The following is a 24,734-nucleotide window of genomic DNA, read 5'->3' as shown; positions in this document are numbered from 1 at the left end:
GTGGGGGCGGCATATTCATTTCATAACAATCATTGCCATGTCAATGTTATGCGTGCATTGGAAACTGTCGCCGCAATCCCTGCGCCGGGCATGCGGGGATGCCGTGCAGAATTCCGGCACCCCCGGCATCTTCCTTCGTGATATCGAAGGCCCACCCGCGACAGACACGTTGGAGCCCCATGTCAGCACGCCCCCCCATGCCCGATATCGAAGGAAGCGGTTTCCAGGACATGCGCATGACGTTCCTGACGATGCGCCTGTCCAATACGTGGCGTCTGGTGCTGGATCGCGCCATCCGCCCCGAGGGGATGAGCATGGCGATGATGCGCCCGCTGGCCTACCTGATGATGATGCCCGATGGCGTGTCGCAGCGTGACCTGGCGCAGGCGATGAATACCGACAGTTCCGCGCTGGTGCGCGTGCTCGACCTGCTGGAAAGGGAAGGCCTGGTGGAGCGGCGTCCCGACCCGGTGGACCGGCGGGTCAAGAGCCTGTTCCTGACGGTCGGGGGGCGGCGCAGGTGCGCCCGCCTGCATGAAATCTGCGCCGAGGTGGAAGGACGCCTGCTGCGCGATGTCCCGGCGGAAATGATGGGGCAGACGGTGCAGGCCCTGTCACGCATCCTGCGGCAGGCGGAAGCACTGGCGCAGGAGGAGGAGGACGCCCGCCCCGGTGGCGCCGTGTCGCGGGGTGTCCCATCCGGTGGCGCGGAGTGAGGCCGGCCGCCGTCCTGCGCGGGGCGTGCTGTATATGCCATCGCCTGCTGGCCGGTTGACATTAATCAATGTGAGATGTGATCGCCTGTTGCCCAATCCCCTTTCGACCCTGTAATGCCGTTGTAACGCCGCCAGCCAGATGGACGACATCATGGTCGGGCCTGCGTAAAAGATGAAGGGGAGCAGGATATTTGTCGCGTATTTGCACGAAAAATCCGCGCACAGGCACCGGATGGTGCGCGTGAATACCCGTGACCTGCTGATTGGAGCCGGGCTTGCGGTCGCGATTGCCGGTGGCGGGGCGGCATGGTTCTACGTCACGCATCATGATGTACTGCCTGCGGGTATTGCACGGGCGAACGGACGGCTTGAACTCACACGCCTTGACATCGCGGTGAAATATCCTGGCCGTGTCACCGACCTTGCCTTTGCCGAAGGCGATGAGGTCACGGCAGGGCAGGTCCTCGCCCACGAAGACGATGCCGAGGCCCGGGCGCAGTTGGACGCCGGGCGCGCGCAGATGCGCGAGGCCCGTGAAACGGGACAGCGCGCACGCGCCGAACGTGATGCGCAGCAGGTCGCCCTTCACCTCGCGCAGCTTGAACTCGACCATGCGCATGTGATGGCGCGCCAGCACCTTGTCTCCGACATGGAGGTGCAGCAGCGGCAGGCCGATTACGACGCCCATGACGCGGCGGAGCAGGCGGCGGAACATGCGGTCGCGGCGGCGGATGCGCAGGTACAGGCGGCGCAGGCGCAGGCGGACCGGGCCGGGACGGTCGTCAGCGACATGGTGATCCACGCCCCCGTGTCCGGGCGGATCGAATACCGCATCGTGGAAAAGGGCGCCGTGGTGCCCGGCGGCGGCCGGATCGGTTCCATGCTGGACCCGTCCGACATGTATCTTACGGTCTTCTACCCGGCGGAGGTCGCAGGCGCCCTGCATGTGGGGGACCAGGCGCGCATCGTGCTCGACGCGCTGCACCGGCAGGTCATTCCAGCCACGGTGTCCTTCGTCGCGCCCGAAGCGCAGTTCACCCCGAAATATGTCGAGACGACGACCGAGCGTGAAAAGCTGGTCTATCGCGTGAAACTGCAGGTCGCGCCAGAGACGGCGAAGCAGTACGGGACGATGCTGAAATCCGGCATGACGGGCGATGGCTATGTCCGTGCCGATCCCACCATCCGGTGGCCCGACAGCCTGTTCCTTGCCAATGCGAAGTGATGATGGGCGCGGGTACGCAACATGATGCCGGGATCGTCATAAAGGGGCTGTCGCACCGTTATGGCCCGGTAAAGGCGCTTGACGACATTTCGCTGTCGCTACCGGCGGGGACGACCATCGGCCTTGTCGGGCCGGACGGGGTGGGGAAGTCCACGCTGCTTGGCCTGATTGCGGGCGTGCGCCGCATGCAGGCGGGGCAGCTTGACGTGCTGGGCACCGACATGGGCGACCGTGCGCAGCGCGAGGCCTTCCTGCCGCGTGTCGCGTTCATGCCGCAGGGCCTGGGCCGCAACCTGTATCCGACCCTGTCGGTGTGGGAAAACGTGGATTTCTTCGCCCGCCTGTTCGGCCTTGCGGCGGACGAGCGTGAAAAACGCATCACCCGCCTGCTTGAGGCCACCGGCCTTGCCCCGTTTCCTGACCGTCCGGCGGGGCACCTGTCGGGGGGCATGAAGCAGAAGGTCAGCCTGTGCTGCGCGCTGGTGCATGACCCGGACCTGCTGATCCTTGACGAACCCACCACCGGGGTGGACCCGCTGTCGCGCCAGCAGTTCTGGACGCTGGTGGGGCAGTTGCGCAGCGAACGCCCCAACATGACGGTCCTCGTCTCCACCGCCTACATGGACGAGGCGGAGCGCTTCGCCTACCTCGTCGCGATGGATGCGGGGCATGTGCTGATCGCGGACCGGACGGCCAACGTGCTGGCGCGCACGCACACCACATCGCTGGAGCAGGCGTACATCTCCCTCCTGCCGGAGGAAAAGCGCGCCAACGCCACCGGCTTTACCATCCCGCCCTACCACGATCCCGGCGGCGCGCCCGCCATCATGGCGCAGAACCTGACCAAGCGGTTCGGCAGTTTCGTCGCGGTGGACGATGTCAGCTTCCGCATCGGGCGTGGGGAGATCTTCGGCTTCCTCGGCTCCAACGGCTGTGGCAAGTCCACGACCATGAAGATGCTGACCGGACTGCTGGATGCCACCAGCGGGACGGCGGAACTGTTCGGTCGCGTCATCACGCCGGGCGACATGTCCACGCGCATGCGCATCGGCTACATGTCGCAGTCCTTTTCGCTGTACGAGGAACTGACCGTCCGGCAGAACCTGCGGCTGCAGGCGCGGCTTTACCGCATCGCGGCGCGCGATGCCGCGCAGCGCGTGAACCAGGCGCTGTCGGATTTCGAACTCGATGGCGTGGCCGATGTCCGGCCGTCGGCCCTGCCGCTGGGCATCCGCCAGCGCCTGCAGCTTGCGGCGGCGTGCATCAACAATCCCGAAATCCTGATCCTTGACGAACCGACCTCCGGCGTGGACCCGGCGGCGCGCGACATGTTCTGGCGGCACCTGATCAAGCTGTCGCGGCAGGACCATGTGACGATCTTCGTCTCCACCCATTTCATGAACGAGGCGGCGCGCTGCGACCGGATCTCGCTGATGCACCGGGGGCGTGTGCTGGCGGTGGGAACGCCTGCCGAACTGGTCCGCAGGCGTGGGGCGAAGGACCTGGAGGCGGCGTTCATCGCCTATCTCAAGGAAGCGGAGGCGGAGCCTGCGGGTGCGTCCGCCGCCGCGCCGGCCCGCCACCGGCGTGGCTGGGCGTGGAAGGGATGGGGTGGCGGGACGTGGCTGCCGCGCGCCTGGGCCTTTGCCCGGCGCGAGGCGGTGGAGTTGCTGCGTGACCGCATGCGCCTGACCTTTGCCATCATCGGCCCGGTCGTGCTGCTGCTGATTGCCGCGTCGAGCATTTCCTTCGACGTCAATGGCGTGTCCTTTACCGTGTGCGACCATGACCGCACCAGCATCAGCCATGACCTGATCGACAGTTTCCGCGGATCGCCCTATTTCGTCGAAACCGCGCCCTCCGCCGACCCGGCGCAGATGGACCGTGCCCTGCATGACGGGCGTGTGCAACTGGGCCTTGATATCCCGCCCGGCTTCGCCCGCGACATGGAGGCCGGGCGCCGTCCCGCCATCGGCGTGGTCATTGATGGCGCGGTGCCGTTCCTTGCTGCCGACGTGCGCGCCTATGTCGAAGGAGTGCTGGCGCAGTATGCGGTAACGCTGGGCCGTGAACTGCCGCAGGCGGCCAGCATGCCCGTCGGGCTGGAGCCCCGCTTCATCTACAATCAGGAATTCCGCAGCATCTATGCCATGACGCCGGGGATGGTGATGCTGGCGCTGATCCTCATTCCCACCATGCTGACAGCACTTGGGGTCGTGCGGGAAAAGGAAATCGGCTCCATCGTCAACCTCTATGCCTCGCCCGCCACGGTGGGGCAGTACCTGGTGGGCAAGCAGGCCCCCTATGTCGCGCTGGCGACGTGCAGCTATGTCGTGCTGGTGGTGCTGTCGGTCCTTGTGCTGGGTGTTCCGCTGAAGGGGTCGTTCGTGGCGCTGAGCATCGGCGCGCTTTTGTTCATACTGGGCGCGACGGGGCTGGGGATGCTGATTTCCACCTTCGTCAATTCGCAGGTCGCGGCCATTTTCGGCACCGCCATCATCTGCCTGATCCCGGCGGTGAATTTCTCCGGCATGCTATATCCGTCATCCACGCTGACGGGGCTGAGCCGGCTTGTCGGGTTCGGGTTTCCCGCCTCGTGGTTCCAGTTGATCAGCCTCGGCAGCTTCACCAAGGGGATGGGGGTGTTCGCCTTCGTGCGGATGTATGCGGCGCTTGCGGGGTTTGCGGCGTTCTACATGCTGGGCGCGCGCCTGCTGCTGAAGAAGCAGGAAGCATAGGCCGCCCATGGGACGCTGGATCATCAATGTCGGCCTGCTGTGCGGCAAGGAATTCCGCAGCCTGTTCAATGACGCCATCCTGCTCGGGCTGATTGTCTTCGCCTTTACGGCCGGGGTGCTGCTGGTGGCGAACGGGGTGCGCACCGATGTCTCCAACGCCACGATCGCCTTTGTGGACGAGGATCATTCCGCCCTGTCACGGCGCCTGCAGGATGCGGTGCTGCCGCCCTATTTCAAGCCGCCCGCCCTGATCGCGCGCGAGGATGCCTCACGCCTGATGGACCGGGGGGATTACATCTTCGTCGTCGATATCCCCCCCCGGTTCGAGGCCGACGTGCTGGCCGGGCGCGCGCCCGCGCTGCAGATCCTGGTGGATGCCACGGCCATGACGCAGGCGGGCCTTGGCACGACGTACCTGAACGGGATCTTCATGGGGGAGGTCGAATCCGTCCTGCATGCGGGGCACCTGGCGGACGCCATTCCCTTTCGCGCCGAAAGCCGCATCCGCTTCAACCCCAACGGGGAATCGCAGTGGTTCACGTCCGTGATGCAGATCGTCACGAACATCACCATCCTGTCGATCATCCTGGTGGGGGCGGCGGTGATCCGCGAACGTGAACATGGCACGATCGAACACCTGCTGGTCATGCCTGTCTCCGCCAGCGAGATCGCGATTTCCAAGATCGTGACCAACGGGTTCGTGATCTTTGTCGCCACCATGCTGTCGCTGTGGCTGGTGGTGCACGGGTGGCTTGGCGTGCCGCTGGCGGGGTCCGTGGCGCTGTTTGCGGGATGCGCGCTGATCTACCTGTTTTCGGTGACCTCGCTGGGGATCATGCTGGCGACGGTGGCGCCGACCATGCCGCAGTTCGGGCTGCTGGCGGTGCCGGTCTATGCCGTGGCCTACCTGCTGTCAGGGGCGGCGACGCCGGTGGAAAACATGCCCACCGTGATCCGCATGCTTGTGCGGTTCCTGCCGACGACGCAGTTCGTGAACCTGTCGCAGGCCATCCTCTATCGCGGCGCGGGACTGGGGACGATCATGCCCCCGCTGCTGACGATCGTCGTGACCGGGGTGGTCTTCCTGTTCTGTGCGCTCATGCGCTTCCGCTCCATGCTGGCAAGGCAGGGATAATGAAAAAGAAACTTTCGCGCATCATCTGCCTTGCGGCCATCGCCACGCTGGGCGCGTGCTCTCCGTTCCATACGCGCACGCCGCCGTCGCGTGTCACGGTCCCGTCGCGTTTCGCGCAGGCCCCGGCGCCGGCCGGTCAGGCGACCGACCCGGCAACGGACCTGACGACCTGGTGGCGGTCATGGAACGACCCGGCCCTGACCCGCTTTGTCGAGGCGGCGCTGGCGGCCAATCCCGATATCCGCATCGCCCGCGACAATGTGCTGCAGGCGCGCGCGGCGCATGTGATCGCGCGTTCGACGCTGTATCCCACGGTGGGGGCGACGGGCAACATTGGCGGCGGCGGGATGAGTTGGCGCAATCCCGCCGGCCTGTCGCAGCTTTCGGACGGGGACCCCGCCACCGATGCCCACCTTGCCGGTATCGGCGCATCGTGGGAACCGGACCTGTTTGGCGGCCGTCATGCCGACAGTCGCGCCGCGCGTGCGCTGATGCTGGGGCAGCAGGCCGAATATCACGGCATGCAGATGCTGGTCGCGGCCGATGCGGCGGAAAACTACCTTCGCGCGCAGGGGATACAGCGGCAGATCGACCTGCTCGACCGCAGTATCGGGATACTACAGCGCCTGCGCACCTATACACAGGCGCGTTTCGTGGCCGGGCAGGCGGTTTCGGCGGATGTGCGGGCAGTGGACGAGAAACTCTCGATCCAGCGTGCGCGCCGCCCGCTTCTGGTGGAGGAATATGACCTGCACCGCCGCCGTCTGGCCATCCTGTCGGGGCAGGCGCCCGAAAATGCACCGTCGCTGCCCGCCCCCGGTACGTTCTTCGTCCCCGCGGCACCCGCAGGGGAAATGCCCGATACCGTGCTGGAACGCCGTCCCGATGTGCTGGCCCGGCGCGACCAGGTGGAGGCGGCGCTCCAGCGACTCAAGAGTGCGAAGACCGACCTGCTGCCGCGCTTCGGGCTGGAATTCTTCGGCGGGGACGGACGGCTGCGCTTTGATGGCATTCCCGGCCTTTCGGGCACGGGGGGGCTGATCGCCCTGACGACCTACCTGCCGATCTTCACCGCCGGGCGGGTGCATGCGCGCATCCATGCCGCCCATGCGCGGCTCGATGCTGCGGTTGCGGGATATGACCGCACCGTGCTCAACGCCCTTGGCGAGGTCGAGGACGCGTATGAGGCCCGCACCAGTGCCGATGCCCGCGCCCATGACCTTGCCGCCGCCGTATCGCAGGCAGGGCGCAACGTATCCGACGTGACGGGCCTGTATGAAGGGGGGCAGCGCATGATGCAGGACATCCTGCGTGCCCGCCTCGATGAACTTGACGCGCGTGAAGAAGTGCTGCGCAACGAGGACATGCAGACGCTGGCAAGCATCCATCTGGCGCGCGCGCTGGGCGGTGGGTGGAAGCACGAGGCCGATGACGCCCCGCCGCTGCCGTCGCGCACGGCGGCCCGCAGGCACGGGTAACGCGCCCGCACGAAGGGGAGGGTAAAGGCCGATGTCGGTTTCACTGGCGTTCCTGACCGTCACGGTCTCCATCATCATGGCGGTGGTGCTGATCCAGCGGTGCCGGCTGCATCCGTTCATCGCCCTGTTCCTGACATCGCTGTTCCTTGGCCTGTGCGCGGGAATGTCGCCCGCGCATGTCATCGCCGCCTTTGAAACCGGTGCGGGACAGGTGCTGGGACAGATCGCGTCGGTCATCGCCCTTGGCGCGATGCTGGGAAAGATGCTGGAGGCATCTGGCGGCGCGGACCAGATCGCGCTGACGGTCGTGCGGCTGTCGGGGCGACGGCACATGGGATGGGCCATGATGCTGATCGGGCTGCTGGTCGGGATCTCGGTCTTCTTTACGGTCGGTTTCGTCATTCTCGTGCCGCTGGCGATGTCGGTCGCGCGCCAGACGCGGCTGCCGATGCTGCGCGTGGCGCTGCCGATGACGGCGGCGCTGTCGGTGGTGCAGGGACTGGTTCCGCCACATCCGGGGGCGATGTTCGCGCAGGCGGCCTATCATGCCGATGTGGGGCGCCTGATCGTGCTGGGCATTGCGGTCAGCATTCCCATCGCCATCATTTCCGGCCCGCTTTATGCGGATTTCATCGTGCCGCGACTGGCCCCCAACCCGCACGACATGGCCCCGGCCGCGCCACCGACCGCCAACCGGCAATCCATGCCGTCCTTCGGCATCACGCTGCTGACGATCCTGGCGCCTGTCATGCTGATGCTGGCGGGGTCCGTTGCGCGACTGGCCTGCGCGCCGGGCAGCGTGACGGGCACGGTCCTGCGCTTCGTGGGGGATCCGAACGTGGGGCTGGTGCTGTCGGTGCTGCTGTCCTTCTACACGCTTGGCGCGCGACAGGGCCTGTCGCGGCAGGACATGCTGCGGCTGAGTGGTGACAGCCTTGGCCCGCTGGCGTCGCTGTTCCTGATGATCGGGGCCGGGGGCGGGTTCGGGCAGGAACTGATGGACAGCAACCTGTCCCGCACCATCACCGGGGCCGCGATCGGCATGCACATTCCGGTACTGCTGCTGGCATGGCTGATTGCGGCGGCACTGCGCCTTGCGGTGGGATCGGCCACGGTGGCGATGGGGACGACGGCGGGCGTTGTCGGCCCCATCGTGCTGCAGGCGCATGGGGCATCGCCCGAACTGATGGTGCTGGCGACCGGGGCAGGGGCCGTGATGTTCGGGCCGCTGAATGATTCCGGCTTCTGGCAGGTCAAGGAAGCGCTGGGCCTGAGCGTGCCGCAGACGATCGCCACATGGTCCGTGATCGAAACCCTGATCGGGGTGGGGGGCCTGATCCTGTGCGCCGTGCTGTCGTGGGCGGGGCTGTCCTAGCGTACGTCGTCCATCAAGCCTGATGGCCTGACCCGCCCCCTTTATTTCATGGAGGGTCGTTCCATGCTCTCGTGCTGCTGGTTCCTGACGCGCGGATCGTTTATATCGTCGGCTCCGATCGATGAATGAACTGTGGGATCCATGCCAGCGCATACCGGGTCATCCGGCTTTGGAGGTCTGTTCAGGCCTGCCCTTCTTGTTATCGCCGTTTCTGTTCTGATTCTCTTTGCCGCACCGGTCCTTGGGCTGCGCGCACCGATCCCGCTGGATTACAACGAAGGATGGAACGCCTATGCGTCCATGCGGGCGCTTGGGCTGGGGGGAGGGCCACTCTATCCTGCACCGGGAGGGCTGATTACAAACAACTACCCGCCGCTTTCCTTTTTTATCACCGGTTGCCTCGGCTGGTGGTTCGGCGACATGATTGTTGCGGGGCGTGTCATCGCTTTGGTGTCGCTTCTGGCATCTGCAGGCCTGGCAGGTGCGATCGCCCGGCGCTGTGGGGCACGGGGCCCGGCAATCGCGGCGACTGTCCTGCTGCTCCTGCTTTATGTGGGGGCCTTCAGCCATGATTACGTGGCGATGGATGATCCCCAGTGGCTTGGCATCGCGATCATGCTGACCGCCGTGCTGGTCTTCGTTTCAGGGCCGCCGCAGCCGGATGATGCGCGAGGTCTGACGCCAGCGCGAATTGTCGTGACTGCCGCCCTGATGGTGACAGCAGGCATGGTGAAGCACAATGTCCTGACATGGCCTGCGGCAGTGACGCTGGAACTCGCAATGGCGGTCATCCCACGATCAGGCAGCGGGCGATGGAGCGGAAAGGGGCTTCGCAACCTGGGAATCTGGCTGGTGAGCGGGGTTGGCTTCGCTGCACTTGCCGTCGGGTTGTGTGTCGCCCTGTTCGGACCGGTTTTTCTGACGGACATGCTCCACCACCCTCGCATCATCGATTTTTCGCGGATCCTGGGTGGGGCGCGGCGGACTTCGGAGATCCTGGCCATGGCACTGGTGGCGATGACACTTGTCGGGAGTGGGAAACGGATACCGCACGGCCGCCTGCTGGTGCTGGCTGCCGGATGTTCGATAGTCTGGACGCTGATCCAAAGGGCAGGCGAAGGCGTGGCAATGAACGCCTGGTTCGAGCCGCTGACCATATTGTCCATTCTGACGGGGGTGGCGCTTTCTGTCGCGGCCTGTCGGCGGACAGGCGATTCCGTCAGGGGGCCTGCGCGGATTGCATCCCGCCTGGGCGCGGGCGGGTTGCTGTTTATAGCCTTCGTGCCGTATCTGCTCAGCGCCAGGGTCGTGTTGCCACGCGCCCTGTATCATGCGGTTCATGTCAGGGCGGAAGCCCGGGACTGGCGTGCTTTTGTGGATAAGGTAAGGCAGCAGCACGGAGATGTTGGCTGCTCAATGGCTTCCATCTGTTATTGGGCGGGAAAGCATAATGTGATCGATGTGTTCAACTACACCGAATATGTCGCGACCGGAGGCGATCGGGGAGCGTTCGGTCAGCTTCTTGCCCGCCATGAATTTTCCGGGTTTGTTCTTCCGGACAATTTTGCAAAGGGCGATTCCGGCGACAGGGATCGGGAACATATCCGCCAGAAGGAATTGCTGCAGTCCGTCATTGACCATAGCCGTCCGGGACCGATATCGCCTGATGGAAAGCTGCGGCTTTATCTTTTCGACCGGTAAGGCAGGAAACGTCATGAGAACGAGGCAGGCCCGGTGCCGGTTTCCCTGATGCCTTGGAATTCCCATCTGGAACAAGGCTGCATCGGTCCTTGCCGAATGGAGATCCCCCTGATGTTCCAGACGTTCCTATTTATACAGAAAGATGTGCCCGCATATGTCCCTGTCGCCTGACGAACCGGTTGTGACCGCCATCAGCGTCGAAGAGCGCGTCGGTTCTCCCGACATCACTGTCGTCGTGCCCTGCTATCGGGAGGTCGATAATGTCGAACCTCTTGTTTGTGCGCTGGAAGATGCCCTGACCGGCAGGGACTGGGAAGTGATTTTCGTTGATGACAACTCCCCGGATGGCACGATCGACGTCATCCGGCGACTTGCCCGGACAAACTGGCGGGTCCGTGGCATCTGCCGCATTGGCAGGAAGGGACTTTCCAGCGCGGTCATTGAAGGGATCCTGGCCTCCTCGGCCCGGTTTGTCGCCGTCATGGATGGTGACCTCCAGCACGATCAGACCCGTCTTGGCGACATGATCGACGCGCTTGCACGGAATCGCTGCGATATCGCCATTGGCAGCCGTCATGTGGAAGGGGGGGACAATGCAGGGTTGGCCAATGCGTGGCGACATGCGCTTTCCAATGGCGGAATCCGTCTCGCACAGATGATGCTGCCGGTTCATGTGGGCGACCCGATGAGCGGTTTCTTCGCATTGAAACGTGACCTGTTTGTGCGGACCGCCCCGCGCCTGTCCGGGCAGGGATTCAAAATCCTGATGGATATTATTCTGTCGGCACCTGAAAAATTACGGGTTGAGGAAATCCCCTGCACGTTTCATCCCCGTAATGCAGGTGAAAGCAAGCTTGATGCTGTCGTGCTGCTTCAGTTTGTCGGGCTTATTCTTGAAAAGTTGTTTCGCGGCTGGCTGCCACTGCGGTTTATCGGCTTCGCAACGGTCGGCCTTACGGGCGTCGGCGTGAATCTGATTGTCATGATGCTGCTACGCTCCGTCGGGATGGATTTCGGCCTGGCACAGGAGGTCAGCACGCTCGTCGCGATCTCCAGCAATTTCTGGCTGGACAATAAACTGGTCTACAGTGACCGCCGTTTACGTGGGATGCGCCTGCTGGGTGGCTTTCTCGTCTTTCTTCTGGTTTGCGCTGTAGGGGCCTGGGCGAATATCGGTATCGTGCAGCTTTTTCGCGCAAAGGGGGAAGGCCTGGGACAGGCCAGCGCGGCGGGTGCGATGATCGGTGTGGTCTGGAACTACGCCGTTTCTTCCACCCTGATCTGGAAAGCGCGATAATGATGATATCATTCTTCGCATCCCGCCAAAGTCATGCTGGTTGTCGGAACCGGCCGTCACGTCATGTCGGCCGGTTCCAGAAGGTCAGCGCCCGTAGCGTACGAGGCCGAGATCCTCGAACGGGATTTCAGGCATGCGCCCCGACATCAGGTCCGCCAGCACACGCCCCGACCCGCAGGCCATGGTCCAGCCCAGCGTGCCATGACCGGTGTTGAGGAACAGGTTGTCATACTGCGTGCGGCCGATGATGGGCGTGCCGTCCGGCGTCATGGGGCGCAGTCCGGTCCAGAACGTGGCGTCCGACAGGTTGTTGCCGCCGGGGAACAGGTCCGTCAGGGAATGTTCCAGCGTTTCGCGCCGGGGCTTGCGCAGGCGTGTGCTGAACCCGGCCAGTTCGGCGGTCCCGCCCACGCGGGTGCGGTTGCCAAGGCGGGTGATCCCGATCTTGAACGTCTCGTCCATCACGGTGGAGACCGGGGCGCGCTCCTCATTGATGATCGGCGTGGTGATGGAGTAGCCCTTGACCGGGTAGATCGGCAGGTTCAGCCCCAGTGAGCGTACCATCGCCGGGGAATAGCTGCCCAGTGACAGGACATAGGAATCCGCGCTGAGCAGGCCGCGACTGGTCTGCACGCCGGTGATCCTGCCGCCTTCGTTGTGCAGGGCGCGGATCTTCGTATCATACAGGAACGTCACCCCGGCCTTCTGCGCCATGGCGGCAAGGTTCTGGGTGAATTTGAACGCATCGCCCGTCTGGTCGCCTGGCAGGCGCAGGCCACCGACGATCTTGTCGCGCGCGCTGGCCAGTCCGGGTTCCGCCGCAATGCACCCGGCGGCGTCCAGCACCTCATATTTCACACCGTACTGTTGCAGCACGCGGATATCGCCCGCGGCGGCGTCCACCTGCTTTTGCGTGCGGAACACCTGCAGCGTGCCCTGCTGCCGGTCGTCATAGGTGATGCCCGTGCTGGCGCGCAGGTCATCAAGCACGTCGCGGCTGTATTCCGCCAGGCGTACCATGCGTCCCTTGTTGCGGTCATAGGCCGACGTCGTGCAGTTTTCGAGCATCTGCACCAGCCACGACCACAGATGCGGGTCCGGCATGGGCCAGAACACGAACGGGCGGTATTTCATCAGCAGCCACTTGATGGATTTCAGCGGCACGCCCGGTCCTGCCCACGGGGCGGAATAGCCGGGGGAAACCTGCCCCGCGTTGGCGAAGCTGGTTTCCAGCCCAGCGCCGGGCTGGCGGTCCACGACCGTGACCTCATGCCCGGCCTGCGCCAGGTACCACGCCGATGTGACGCCGACGACACCGCTGCCCAGAACGATGATTTTCATTGCGCTTGTGCTTTCGTGCAAAAGGGTAAAGGTGGGAGGAAAAAATCAGCCCCCGGCCACGTAGGTGCGGTGATAGCGATGGCCAAGGGAGGTCAGGATCTCATAGCCGATCGTGCCTGCGGCACGGGCCGCCGCATCAACGTCGTGCTGCGGGCCCAGCAGGTCCACCGCCATGTCCGGCCCCAACTGTCCCGCCGGGACATCGGTGATGTCGATGGTGATGGAATCCATGGAAATGCGGCCAAGGATCGGCAGGCGCGTCGTCCCGAACCACGCCGCCCCTTGGCTGGCGCCCTGCCGCAGGCAGCCATCGGCATAGCCTGCCCCGATCGTCGCGATGCGGCGTGGACCGGGCGCGCGATAGGTCAGGCCATAGCCCACCCCGTCGCCTGCCGCGATGTCGCGGACCTGCAGGATGCGCGCGCTGAGCCGGACAACCGGGCGCAGGGGATTGGGGGCATCTTCGTTCGGGGCGATGCCATAAAGTGCCGCGCCGGGACGGACCATGTCGAAATGATATTCCGGCCCGAGGAAAATGCCGGAGGATGCCGAAAGCGCCAGCGGGGCGGCAGGCAGCAGGGCCGCCATCTCCAGCAGGCGCGCGCGCTGCCGTGCATTGGCCGGGTTGTGCGGCGTATCCGCGCAGGCAAGGTGGCTGATGACCAGGGTGGGTTCGATTCCCGCCAGCAGGTCGGCATCATCGGCGATGGCGCGCACGTCATCCATCGACAGCCCGAAGCGCGACATGCCCGTATCAAGCTGCACGACGGCGGGCAGCACCTTCTCCTGCTGCCGGGCCAGTGCGCGCCAGCCCGCGATCTGTTCGGCGGAATTGAGGACGGGCGTCAGGCCATGCGCCACAAATTCCTCCTCCGTGCCGGGCAGGGGGCCATGCAGCACGAAGATCCGCGTCGTGGCGGTGACGTGCGGGCGCAGGGCAATCCCTTCTTCGAGGTGCGCGACATAGAAATGGTCCGCGCCCGCGCGCTGCAGCGCCGGGGCCACCTGCGCCAGACCCAGCCCATAGGCATCGGCCTTGACCACGGCGGCGCAGGTCGTGCGGGGACCGACCCTGTCGCGCACAAGGCGGTAATTCGCCGCGATCGCGTCGAGGTCGATCCGCAGGGTCGCGCCGGCGCGGTGGCGCGGCCAGTGCGAGGAAATGGCAGGGGTAGGGGAAGGCGACACGGGCACGGATTCCGGCACTGGAGAAGTCAGGGAAAATCCTATGCCGGATCAAAACGAAATGTCCTGCCATTTAATGGCATGATTTGCTAAGATATCGTCCATGCGTGCATGAAAATGCGAATAATGGCGGAATATGTTATCATGATCGTGGACCGGGTGAATGACGCCATCCTGCGTCATCTGTCTCATGACGGGCGCATGACGAATGCAGACCTTGCGCAGAAGGTCGGGCTGTCGCCCTCGGCATGTCTGCGGCGGGTCAGGATGCTGGAAAAACAGGGGGTTATCTGCGGGTATCGCGCCATGATCGACGAACGTTCGGTCCATGGCATGACCACCGTGATCGTGCATATCACGCTGGAGCGGCAGACCGATGAATGCCAGCGCCGGTTCGAGGCGCGGGTCCGCGACTGTCCCGATGTGCGCGAATGTTACCTGATGACCGGGGATGCGGATTATCTGTTGCGGGTGGAAGTGCGCGATACTGCCGATTACGAACGCATCCACAAGGAAGAACTGTCGCGCATGCCCGGCGTCGCCCGTATCCAGAGCAACTTTGCCATCCGCACCGTCCTTCGTAAATCGTCGTGAAACCATCAGGCCGGGCAGCGTTCCCGCTGCCCGGCCCGTGCATGTATTCAGGACATGCGCAGGATGTCTTCGCGCTCGGCCGCCGGAACCACCGTCACCTCGACCGCGACGGCGGGACGGGGAATGAACGGGCGCACCAGGAACTGGTAGGCGCCAGCGCCGATCACCCCGCCACACAGCGGCCCGACAATGGGAATCCACCAGAAATTGTCCGGCCCCGGCAGCGCGGAATATTTCCATCCCCCAAGGAAGCAGAACAGGCGCGGCCCGAAATCGCGTGCGGGATTGATGGCCCATCCCTCCAGATAGCCTGCGCAGGCGCCGATGGAGGCGACGAGCAGGCCGATGATCAGGGCGCTGGAGTTCGCCTGCGGGGCCTGGGTATTATATTCGCACGTCACGGCGAAGATACCGAACAGCAGCAGCGCCGTCAGGATGATCTCATCGAGGAAGGCGTGCATGGGCGTGACGAATTCCCCCGGATGGGTGAAGAACACGCCCGCCGCGCCGCCATCGATGGCCCGGTCAAGGTGATGCGCCAGGTTGTAATGGTCGATCACCGGTTGATACAGCGTATAGACCAGCACCGCGCCGATCATCCCGCCCACGACCTGCGCCATGCAGTAGGGCAGCACCTTGCGCCACGAAAACCCGCGATAGAGCGCAAGCGCCAGGGTGACCGCCGGGTTGGCGTGCGTGCCCGATACGCTGCCGGTGATGTAGATGGCGATCGTCACACCCAGCCCCCAGACGATGCACACCCCCCAGTAGGACAGTTTGTAGGGGCTGGGATCATACAATGTGTACATGGCTGCAACGGAATCGCCGATCAGCACGATAATCATGACGGCGAGACATTCGGAGATCAGTTCCCCGAAGAATTGTCGGTTTGTGAACATCGGACCTGCTTTGTTCTTTTATTATTCGGTCAATGGGCGAGGGCCGCTCCGGACCGCCGCCCGACGATCCTTGTGATCAAGAATGTTCTTAAACGAACATCCCTGCCTTCAAAATGATTATTTTCATCTCCTAAGGAAATGTGATGGAAAATGTATAAAAAATTTTATGTCCCAAGAAGTGAATTCCCGTAACATGCTCTTCACAAGTATTTTGTGCAGCGCACAATTGTAGAGTTCTGTTTCGGGAAATGCGCGATACCGCGCATTTTGGCCCACGGAATGCCTCCATGCCCGATTTGTGAAAGAAAAGGTTCATACGGGATGGATTTTCTGAAATTCCGCGCTTGACGCAGATCAATGAAATAAGTGCGGAACTCATGTTGATAACCCCTCAATGTTCGTTTACGAACATGCCAGGAGGAATTACGCACATGCTGTCCATGGATGAAACGTCCCAGTCATCGCCCCAGGTGCCCCGCGACAACGGCACGAGCGTCGATATGCTGATTGTGGGTGGGGGGATCAACGGTGCCGGCATCGCACGCGATGCCGTGGGCCGCGGTGCCTCCGTCCTTCTGGTGGAGCAGGATGACTTCGCAAGTCATACCTCGTCCGCCAGCACGAAGCTGATTCACGGCGGCCTGCGCTATCTGGAATATTATGAATTCCGCCTGGTGCGCGAGGCCCTGATCGAACGTGAACGGCTGCTGCGCATTGCGCCGCACATCATCTGGCCGATGCGTTTCATCCTGCCCTACACGCCACAGGCGCGTCCGGCATGGATGCTGCGTCTGGGGCTGTTCCTGTACGACCATCTGGCAGGTCGCCAGATGACGCTGCCGAAGTCGAAATCGATCAATTTCACGACCAACCCGGTGGGCGTCCCGCTCAACGGCGCCTGCGCCAAGGGATTTTCCTATTCCGACGGCTGGGTGCAGGACAGCCGCCTTGTCGTGCTCAACGCCATGGACGCTGCGGCGCGCGGGGCGGACGTGCGCACCCGCACGCGCATGCTCGGCGCCAAGCGCGTCAATGGCATGTGGGAAGCCGTGATCGAGAACACCCGTGACGGCACGCGTGAAATCGTGCGCGCGCGCATCATGGTCAATGCCGGCGGCCCGTGGGTGAGCGAGATCCTGCGCGAACGCGCCTGCATCCAGACCGACAAGCAGGTGCGCCTCGTCAAGGGGAGCCACATCGTCGTGCCGCGCATGTTCGAAGGCGACCAGGCCTATATCCTGCAGAACCCGGACAAGCGCATCGTCTTCGCCATCCCGTACGAGCAGAAATTCACCCTGATCGGCACCACCGACGTCCCGTGGACGCAGGCGCCGGGCAAGGTCGAGATCTCGGCCGAGGAAATCCGCTACCTGTGCGAAAGCGTCAGCCGCTATTTCAGGAAGCCGGTGACACCCGACGACGTGGTCTGGAGCTATGCCGGCGTGCGGCCGCTGTATGACGATGCGTCGAAGAACGCATCGGCCGTGACGCGCGATTACGTGCTTGATATCGATGCCGCCAACGGGCAGGCGCCGCTGCTGTCGATCTTTGGCGGCAAGATCACGACCTATCGCCGCCTTGCCGAACATGCGATCGAGAAGCTGCAGCCCTTCCTGCCGGTGCTGTCCGCATCGGGATGGACGGCGGACCGGGTCCTGCCTGGCGGCGACCTTGGCGAAGGCGGGTTCGAGGGCGCGCTGGCGCGCTTTGCGCAGGCGACGCCGTTCCTTGATGCGAACCAGCACTGGCGCCTTGTGCGCAATTACGGGTCGCGTGCGATGGAGATCGTCGGGGATGCGAAATCGGCGGCGGATATGGGGGAAAGCTTTGGCGGTGGCCTGACGGCGCGCGAAATCGATTACCTGATGACGCATGAACGCGCCGAAACGGCGGAAGACATCCTGTGGCGGCGTTCGCGCATGGGCCTGCATGTCACGGATGAAGACGCGGCGCGTCTTGACACCTATGTTCAGAAGAAGCGCGCGGCGCGTTGACATATTTCATCGCGGTGTGAACCTGCCGCACTTTGTGACATCTGGATCCCGATGGGACAGGAAACGACAATGAACAAGAAGAACAAGATTCTCGCCATTGACCAGGGCACGACATCGACACGCAGCATCGTGTTCAATCGTGAGATCGCGGCGCTGGCCACGGCACGGGTGGAATTCCAGCAGCATTACCCGAACCATGGCTGGGTGGAGCATGATCCCATCGAAATCTGGGGCAATGTCGTCTCCACCGCGCGCGAAGCCATGGACCAGGTCGGTGGCGCGGAACAGATCGCGGCCATCGGGATCACCAACCAGCGCGAGACCATCGTGGTCTGGGACCGTAGGACGGGTGAGCCGATCCATCGCGCCATTGTCTGGCAGGATCGCCGCACCACGGCGCAGTGCGCGCACATGCGCCAGGAAGGTCACGAGGCCCTGGTGCGCGAGCGCACGGGCCTGCTGCTCGACCCTTATTTTTCGGCCACCAAGCTGGCCTGGATCCTCGATAACGTCCCCGGCGCCCGCCATCGCGCGGAAGCCGGGGAGCTTGCCTGCGGCACCATCGACAGCTTCCTGCTGTGGCGGCTGACGGCGGGGAAGGTGCATGCGACGGACATCACCAATGCGTCGCGCACGCTGCTGTGCAACATCCATACCGGCGAATGGGATGACGACCTGCTGCGCCTGTTCCATATCCCGCGCGCGATCCTGCCGGTCATCAAGGGCAACAGCGAGGCGTTCGGCGAAACCGATCCCGCCCTGTTCGGCCATCCGATCATGGTGGCCGGCATGGCGGGCGACCAGAACGCGGCGCTGGTGGGGCAGGCCTGCTTCGAGCCGGGCATGGTCAAGGCGACCTATGGCACGGGCTGCTTTGCGCTGCTCAACACCGGCAACCGTCCGGTCATGTCGAACAACCGCATGCTCACCACCATCGGTTACCGCATTGGCGATGACATCACCTATGCCCTCGAAGGATCTATTTTCGTCGCGGGGGCCGCGATCCGCTGGCTGCGCGACGGGCTGAACCTGATCACCCATGCCTCGCAGACCGATGACATGGCAACCCGGGTCCCGCACAGCCACGGCGTCTACATGGTGCCGGGGTTCGTGGGGCTGGGCGCGCCGCACTGGGATCCCGATGCGCGTGGCCTGATCTGCGGGCTGACGCTGGACGCCACGGCGGCGCATATCGCGCGTGCGGCGCTGGAATCTGTGGCGTACCAGACGCTCGACCTTGTGGGCGCCATGTTCGAGGATGGCGGCGGGAAGCTCAGCGCCCTGCGCGTCGATGGCGGAATGTCGGTCAATGACTGGTTCTGCCAGTTCCTCGCCGATATGCTTCAGACTCCGGTGCAGCGCCCGCGGCAGGTGGAAACGACGGCGCTGGGGGCAGCGTTCCTTGCGGGGCTTGCCGTGGGGGTGTGGGACAGCATTCCCGAACTGGCCGGAACCTGGACGCAGGGCCGCCTGTTCCAGCCCCTGATGCCGGCGGAACAGCGCGAGGAGCTGGTCCGTGGGTGGCATCAGGCCGTCAAGCGTACCCTGACCAGCACTGTCGCATCGTAAGCGACTGCAAGAAAATCACACAGGAAGGACCGTTTTAATGACCGTCACGCCGAACCCCTATCAGGTTACTGACCGAAACCTCGCCCTTGAACTGGTGCGCGTGACGGAGGCGGCGGCGGTCGCCGCCTCCGCGTGGACCGGGCGCGGCAAGAAGAACGAGGCCGATGGCGCGGCGGTGGAAGCCATGCGCCGCGCCTTTGACACGGTGGCCATCAACGGGACGGTCGTCATTGGCGAAGGCGAGATGGACGAGGCCCCGATGCTGTTCATCGGCGAGCATGTCGGCGCGGGCGGTCCCGCGATGGATATCGCCGTCGACCCGCTGGAGGGGACAAACCTGTGCGCCAAGAACCTGCCCAACGCCCTGACGGTGGTGGCCCTGGCGGAGGAAGGCCACTTCCTGCACGCGCCCGACATTTACATGGACAAGATCGTGGTGGGGCCGAACCTGCCGGAGAACGTCGTTGACCTCGACGCCAGCGTGGAAGCCAACCTGAAGGCGCTGGCCGCGGCAAAGGGCAAGGATATCCGCGAACTGATGCTGTGCACGCTGGACCGTCCCCGCCATGAGGAGATCATCGGGCGCGCCCGTTCCATGGGCGCGCGCGTGACCCTGCTCAGCGATGGTGACGTTGCCGCCGCGATCGCCGCATGCCTTGAGAATAACGAGGTCGACATCTATCTCGGCTCCGGCGGGGCGCCCGAGGGCGTGCTGGCTGCCGCCGCCGTGCGCTGCGTGCATGGGCAGATGCAGGGGCGCCTCCTGTTCGAGGACGAAACCCAGCTGGAGCGCGCGAAGAAGATGAACCCCGGCGCCGACCCGTCGCGCAAGCTCGACCTGACGGATATCGCCAGCGGCGACGTGCTGTTTTCCGCAACCGGTGTCACCGGCGGCACGTTGCTGCGTGGGATCACGCAGAACAACGGATGGACGATCACCCATTCGCTGGTCATGCGTTCGAAGTCCGGCACGCTGCGGTTTGTCGAAGGGCATCACGACTTCACCACCAAGACCTGGCGATAAAATAACAAGAACAACGAAAGGCTGGTTTGACCATGGCTCATTCCGCACGTCCGTCCCTGCCTCCGGGGGTTGTCACGGGGGAAAACTACCGCAGGCTGGTCGCGACCTGCTGCAGCGAGGGATATGCCCTGCCTGCGGTCAACGTCGTCGGCACCGACAGCATCAATGCCGTGCTGGAGGCTGCCGCGCGCAACCGCTCCGACGTCATCATCCAGATGTCGAACGGTGGCGCGCGTTTTTATGCGGGCGAGGGGATGAAGGACCAGCATCGCGCCCGTGTGCTGGGCGCGGTGGCTGCGGCGCGGCATGTCCACACGCTGGCGGCGGCCTATGGCGTGTGCGTCATCCTGCATACCGACCATGCGGACCGCAAGCTGCTGCCGTGGGTGTCGGACCTGATCGACGAGAGCGCGGCCGCGGTCCGTGAAACGGGGCAGCCGCTGTTTTCGTCGCACATGATCGACCTTTCGGCCGAACCCCTCGAAGACAACATCGCCGAATGCGCGCGTTTCCTGCGCCGTATGGCCCCGCTGGGGATCGGCCTGGAAATCGAGCTTGGCGTCACGGGGGGCGAGGAGGACGGCATCGGGCATGACCTCGATGACGGGGCGGACAATGCCCATCTCTATACCCAGCCGGCCGATGTGCTGCGTGCGTATAACGAACTGTCGCCGCTGGGCTTTGTCACGATTGCCGCATCGTTTGGCAATGTGCATGGCGTCTACGCGCCGGGCAACGTGAAGCTGCGGCCCGAAATCCTGCTCCATTCGCAGCAGGCCGTGTCGGAGGCGACAGGGCAGGGGGAACGTCCGCTGGCGCTGGTCTTCCATGGCGGGTCCGGTTCTGAAAAGCACCAGATTGCCGAAGCCGTGTCTTACGGCGTGTTCAAGATGAACATCGATACCGACATCCAGTTCGCCTTTGCCGAAGGCGTGGGTGGCTATGTGCTGGAAAATCCGGAGGCGTTCCGCCATCAGATCTCCCCCACCACGGGCAAGCCGCTGAAGAAGCTCTATGACCCGCGCAAGTGGCTGCGCGTGGGCGAATGTAGCGTCGTCTCCCGCCTGGAGCAGACATTCGCTGACCTCGGCGCGACCGGCAAGACGGTCGCGGCCTCCTGATCCGGTGACGTGATGCCGGGGCCGGCCTGTCGGGATGTCATTCCTGTCAGGCCGGCCCGTGGTTTTGCATGTTCCTGAATTGCTATAGATTACGGATGATGTCCGCCCGCCGGTCCGGGGGGCGGTGAAGCGTGGCAAGGACGGGATTCAGGTTTATGGCCAGCATATCGGCGGGGGAACGGCATCGCGAGATCATGGAGCTCGTGCGCCTTCAGGGATATGTGTCCAATGAGGATCTGGCCCAGCGCCTGAACGTGGCGGTCCAGACCATCCGTCGTGATGTCAACACCCTTGCGCGACAGGGACTGGTGGCGCGTCACCATGGCGGGGCGGGGCTTGCTTCCTCGGTTGAAAATATTGCCTATGCCGAACGCCAGGTCCTGAACCGTAACGCCAAGGAGGCGATCGGGCAGATCGCCGCGCGCGCCATTCCCGACAATTCCTCCCTTTTCATAAGCATCGGCACCACGACAGAGGCATTTGCGCAGGCATTGCGCCAGCACAAGGCCCTGCGGGTCATCACCAACAACCTGCATGTTGCCTCCACCCTGTCGTCACGCACCGATTTTCAGGTGATCGTCACGGGCGGGCAGGTGCGGTTTTCCGATGGCGGCATCACCGGTTCCACCGCCAGCACGTCCATCGACCAGTACAGGACGGATTTCGCGGTCATAGGCATCAGCGGGATCGAGGAAGATGGCACCCTGCTCGATTTCGATGCGGACGAGATCAACATCGCCCAGGCGATGATGCGCAATGCGCGCAAGGTCTTCCTCCTTGCCGATCAGGACAAGTTCGGGCGTCGTCCGATGGGACGGCTGGGGCATCTGTCGAACATCCACGGCTTTTTTACCGATCGCCCCCCGCCGGCGCGTATCCGGCAGATCCTGAAGGAAAATGGGGTGCAGCTGCATATCGCACAGGATGCCGGTGCGAAAACGGCGCAGCGTTCGTGAAATATCCTCGCACAGGCCGGAATTTCTGAGGGGCACCTTGTTCCTGGGAGAGGCGTTCCTCAGGAGTTTTTGCAAAAAACCTTCACCACAAGCCTTTTGGCGATGGCGGTTTTTGACGTGGGCGTGCGGATTTTCGTGTGGGCGGCGTTTGTTATTATCGCACGTTAATATGATATTGTATCAGGAGTCTGATGTCGCCATGGCGCGTATCTGGCCCAGCATGCGATGCCTGATGAGGCCGCTGACAGGACGGATGGCGTACCAGTAGGGGGCAAAACGGCGGTATGACGTGGCGTCCGGGCAATCCACGCGGGTCTGTGTCATGACCGTTGCGTGCCCGGTGTCCTGATCTGCGGTGATGCGAAATCCCATCGCCAGGCGGCACAGGCCGGTGCGCCTGCAGGACGTGAAGGCATGGGGCGATGCAATCGGCACAAGGCCGTAATCAGGCTTCCAGAACGCGCCCATCAGGCCGAAGACGATTTCAGTATCCCCGTCCTGTCCCAGGATGCCGAAATCATCAAGGTCGAGCATCCGCCCCGCCCTGTATCCCAGCAGGCGCGCAGGCAGTTCGCGCATCCCGATCGCAATGCGGACCAGCAGGTCATGCCTGGTGCGGTAGGCACGGATGCACGCCATGATGCGCGCGGGTGTGGCGCGGATCGAGATGTGGTGTGTCTCGACAAACCGGTAGCATGGCAGGATCGTGTCGAGCAGTCCTGTATATGGCGTGGTCATTCCAGCAATGTTCCATGTGGGGGCCGTCACGTCATGCTACTGGCAGGGGGACGGTCCTGTCGCGCACGCATGGTCATAAAGATATTGTGCGCATCATGTGACCGGGTGTGCGTATTGGCGGGAACTTTGCCAATGCCGGGCCATTGGGCCGCAAAAGCGCGCCGTTTTTTGATTTTGGTCATGGGTAATGGGGTATAGGTTTGGCCCAACCCCGGCATATGGCATTGTCCCTGGCGTGTATTTGACTAAGGTACGAAGGCTCATGCCTGATGGATTGGGGGCGGGAAAGGCGGTGGGCGCCGTGCTGGCGTCGGGCCGATCGTGCGAACGGGTTGGAGCAGAGTGAGATGGCGCAGAAGTTTCGGATCGTGATTGTTGGTGGCGGGGTCGCCGGGCTTGCGCTGGCCACCCGTCTTGGCAAGTCGGTCGGGAAATCCGGGCGCGCGGAAATCACGCTGGTCGATAAAAGCTTTGCCCATGTGTGGAAGCCGATGCTGCACTGTTTCGCCGCCGGCACGGCCGCGAACGAGAACGACCGCATCAGTTTCATGTCACAGGCCAGCCGCCATCATTTCGAGTTCTGGCCCGGCGAGATCTCCGGCATGGACCGCAAGGCGAAGACCATTACCCTTGCCCCCGTGATCGACACCAACGGGGAGACGATCCTTGATGAACGCAGCCTTGAATATGACGCCGTCATCCTGTCGATCGGCAGCCGCGCCAACGATTTCGGCACACCCGGCGTGGCGCAGCACTGCATGTTCATTGACAACCTTGTCGATGCCAACGGCTTCAATGACCGCTTCCGCAAGGAACTGCTCAAGGCGTTTGCCTATCACCGTGAACTTGACATCGCCATCGTCGGCGGCGGTGCCACCGGGACGCAGTTGGCCGCGGAACTGCACAAGGCGCTGGGCCTTGCGGCACTCTACAGCTTCGGGCAGAAGCCGCCGGAACTGAAGATCACCCTGCTTGAGGCCGGGCCGCGCATCCTGCCCGCCTTCCCCGAAGCCGTGTCCGAGGCCGCGATGAAGCAGCTTGAGGCGATCGGCGTGAGCGTCAGGACCTCCGCCATGGTCAGTGGCGCGGACGAAAATGGCTTCATGCTCAAGGACGGGACGCGCATTCCGGCCACCCTGCGTGTCTGGGCGGCGGGCGTGAAGGCGCCGGACGTGACGCGGAAATTCGGCGATATCAAGCTGTCGCGTTCGGGACAGCTTGAGGTGCGCCCGACGCTGCAGCTTCTGGAGGATGACAGCGTCTTCGCCATGGGCGACTGCGCCTTCATCGCGGACAAGCCGGTGGCCCCCACGGCGCAGGCCGCGCGCCAGCAGGCGCATCATCTGGCGCGGCACCTGCCCGCATGGATCAATGGCCGCCCGCTGCCGCCATTTGTATTCAACAACAAGGGCGCGGTGGTTGCCCTTGGCGACTATAACGGCTGGGGCACGTTCCCCGGTGGCACGGTCTTTGGCGGGGGATGGCTGCACGGACTGTCCGCGCGCATGGTCCACCTGATGCTGTATCGCCAGCACCAGTTCGAACTTTATGGCCCGTTCCGTGGCATGGTGTCCTGCCTTGTGGACTGGCTGGATGTCTTTGTCCGGCCTTCGGTGCGGCTTGACTGAACATGTGGCGGTGCATTCGC

At 63.8% G+C, this 24,734-nt stretch carries 19 protein-coding genes; 15 read left to right on the top strand and 4 right to left on the bottom strand.

The window, feature by feature from the left end; genetic code table 11:
• The first annotated feature begins 179 nt into the window (after positions 1-179).
• The 8 genes from KMAL_RS02280 to KMAL_RS02245 all read left to right on the top strand — a co-directional run bounded on the left by KMAL_RS02280 (position 180) and on the right by KMAL_RS02245 (position 11,665).
• Positions 180-716, top strand: coding sequence for a MarR family winged helix-turn-helix transcriptional regulator (locus tag KMAL_RS02280; protein ID WP_239019901.1), 537 nt, complete (start codon positions 180-182; stop codon positions 714-716).
• A 241-nt stretch (positions 717-957) separates the two neighbouring features.
• Complete coding sequence (locus KMAL_RS02275; RefSeq protein ID WP_110094180.1) at positions 958-1,941, top strand: HlyD family secretion protein; 984 nt, start codon at positions 958-960, stop codon at positions 1,939-1,941.
• Positions 1,942-1,943: 2 nt separating this feature from the next.
• On the top strand, positions 1,944-4,679 hold the full coding sequence (gene rbbA, locus KMAL_RS02270; RefSeq protein ID WP_110094179.1) for a ribosome-associated ATPase/putative transporter RbbA: 2,736 nt from the start codon (positions 1,944-1,946) through the stop codon (positions 4,677-4,679).
• Positions 4,680-4,686: 7 nt separating this feature from the next.
• On the top strand, positions 4,687-5,814 hold the full coding sequence (locus KMAL_RS02265; protein WP_110094144.1) for an ABC transporter permease: 1,128 nt from the start codon (positions 4,687-4,689) through the stop codon (positions 5,812-5,814).
• Positions 5,814-7,292 (top strand): TolC family protein, encoded by a 1,479-nt coding sequence (locus tag KMAL_RS02260; RefSeq protein WP_110094143.1) that lies wholly within the window; start codon positions 5,814-5,816, stop codon positions 7,290-7,292. The genes KMAL_RS02265 and KMAL_RS02260 overlap by 1 nt, the downstream gene beginning before the upstream one ends.
• A 31-nt stretch (positions 7,293-7,323) precedes the next feature.
• Positions 7,324-8,667, top strand: coding sequence for a GntT/GntP/DsdX family permease (locus tag KMAL_RS02255; RefSeq protein WP_110094142.1), 1,344 nt, complete (start codon positions 7,324-7,326; stop codon positions 8,665-8,667).
• Positions 8,668-8,808: 141 nt separating this feature from the next.
• Positions 8,809-10,368: an ArnT family glycosyltransferase gene (locus tag KMAL_RS02250; protein WP_110094141.1), complete on the top strand. Its 1,560-nt coding sequence runs from the start codon at positions 8,809-8,811 to the stop codon at positions 10,366-10,368.
• Positions 10,369-10,522: 154 nt separating this feature from the next.
• On the top strand, positions 10,523-11,665 hold the full coding sequence (locus KMAL_RS02245; RefSeq protein ID WP_180999720.1) for a glycosyltransferase: 1,143 nt from the start codon (positions 10,523-10,525) through the stop codon (positions 11,663-11,665).
• A gap of 84 nt (positions 11,666-11,749) precedes the next feature.
• Here the strand turns inward: KMAL_RS02245 and KMAL_RS02240 are convergent, their stop codons facing one another.
• A complete protein-coding gene (locus KMAL_RS02240; RefSeq protein ID WP_110094139.1) occupies positions 11,750-13,006 on the bottom strand; it encodes a D-amino acid dehydrogenase in 1,257 nt (418 codons plus the stop codon).
• 45 nt (positions 13,007-13,051) lie between these two features.
• Positions 13,052-14,194 (bottom strand): alanine racemase, encoded by a 1,143-nt coding sequence (gene alr / locus KMAL_RS02235; RefSeq protein WP_167400085.1) that lies wholly within the window; start codon positions 14,192-14,194, stop codon positions 13,052-13,054.
• 141 nt (positions 14,195-14,335) lie between these two features.
• Here alr and KMAL_RS02230 point away from each other — a divergent pair, with 141 nt between their 5' ends.
• Complete coding sequence (locus KMAL_RS02230; protein WP_110094178.1) at positions 14,336-14,785, top strand: Lrp/AsnC family transcriptional regulator; 450 nt, start codon at positions 14,336-14,338, stop codon at positions 14,783-14,785.
• Positions 14,786-14,832: 47 nt separating this feature from the next.
• Here KMAL_RS02230 and KMAL_RS02225 read toward each other — a convergent pair whose 3' ends face one another.
• The gene (locus KMAL_RS02225; protein ID WP_110094137.1) at positions 14,833-15,684 is read right to left on the bottom strand and encodes an MIP/aquaporin family protein; all 852 of its coding nucleotides are present in this window, start codon (positions 15,682-15,684) and stop codon (positions 14,833-14,835) included.
• Between the two features lie 431 nt (positions 15,685-16,115).
• On the opposite strand from KMAL_RS02225, the gene glpD reads away from it, so the two are divergent.
• The 5 genes from glpD to KMAL_RS02200 all read left to right on the top strand — a co-directional run bounded on the left by glpD (position 16,116) and on the right by KMAL_RS02200 (position 22,348).
• Positions 16,116-17,678, top strand: coding sequence for a glycerol-3-phosphate dehydrogenase (gene glpD / locus KMAL_RS02220; RefSeq protein ID WP_110094136.1), 1,563 nt, complete (start codon positions 16,116-16,118; stop codon positions 17,676-17,678).
• A gap of 69 nt (positions 17,679-17,747) precedes the next feature.
• Complete coding sequence (gene glpK / locus KMAL_RS02215; RefSeq protein ID WP_110094135.1) at positions 17,748-19,247, top strand: glycerol kinase GlpK; 1,500 nt, start codon at positions 17,748-17,750, stop codon at positions 19,245-19,247.
• 37 nt (positions 19,248-19,284) lie between these two features.
• Positions 19,285-20,271: a class II fructose-bisphosphatase gene (gene glpX, locus KMAL_RS02210; protein WP_110094134.1), complete on the top strand. Its 987-nt coding sequence runs from the start codon at positions 19,285-19,287 to the stop codon at positions 20,269-20,271.
• Between the two features lie 32 nt (positions 20,272-20,303).
• Positions 20,304-21,392, top strand: a complete 1,089-nt coding sequence (fbaA, locus tag KMAL_RS02205; protein ID WP_110094133.1) for a class II fructose-bisphosphate aldolase — start codon at positions 20,304-20,306, stop codon at positions 21,390-21,392.
• Positions 21,393-21,547: 155 nt separating this feature from the next.
• Entirely contained in the window at positions 21,548-22,348 is an 801-nt protein-coding gene (locus KMAL_RS02200) for a DeoR/GlpR family DNA-binding transcription regulator (protein ID WP_180999719.1), read from the top strand.
• A gap of 180 nt (positions 22,349-22,528) precedes the next feature.
• Here KMAL_RS02200 and KMAL_RS02195 read toward each other — a convergent pair whose 3' ends face one another.
• Positions 22,529-23,086, bottom strand: coding sequence for a hypothetical protein (locus KMAL_RS02195; RefSeq protein ID WP_110094132.1), 558 nt, complete (start codon positions 23,084-23,086; stop codon positions 22,529-22,531).
• Between the two features lie 347 nt (positions 23,087-23,433).
• Between KMAL_RS02195 and KMAL_RS02190 the strand changes: the two genes are divergently transcribed.
• Positions 23,434-24,714 carry an NAD(P)/FAD-dependent oxidoreductase gene (locus tag KMAL_RS02190; RefSeq protein WP_110094131.1) on the top strand — a complete coding sequence of 427 codons (1,281 nt, stop codon included), beginning with the start codon at positions 23,434-23,436 and terminating at the stop codon, positions 24,712-24,714.
• Positions 24,715-24,734: the final 20 nt, after the last annotated feature.

Origin of the sequence: Novacetimonas maltaceti, from assembly GCF_002906255.1 — a bacterium.
In the GTDB taxonomy this organism is placed as follows: domain Bacteria; phylum Pseudomonadota; class Alphaproteobacteria; order Acetobacterales; family Acetobacteraceae; genus Novacetimonas; species Novacetimonas maltaceti.
Note: the sequence above shows the minus strand (reverse complement) of the source record. Positions and strands in the feature narration are given on the sequence as shown.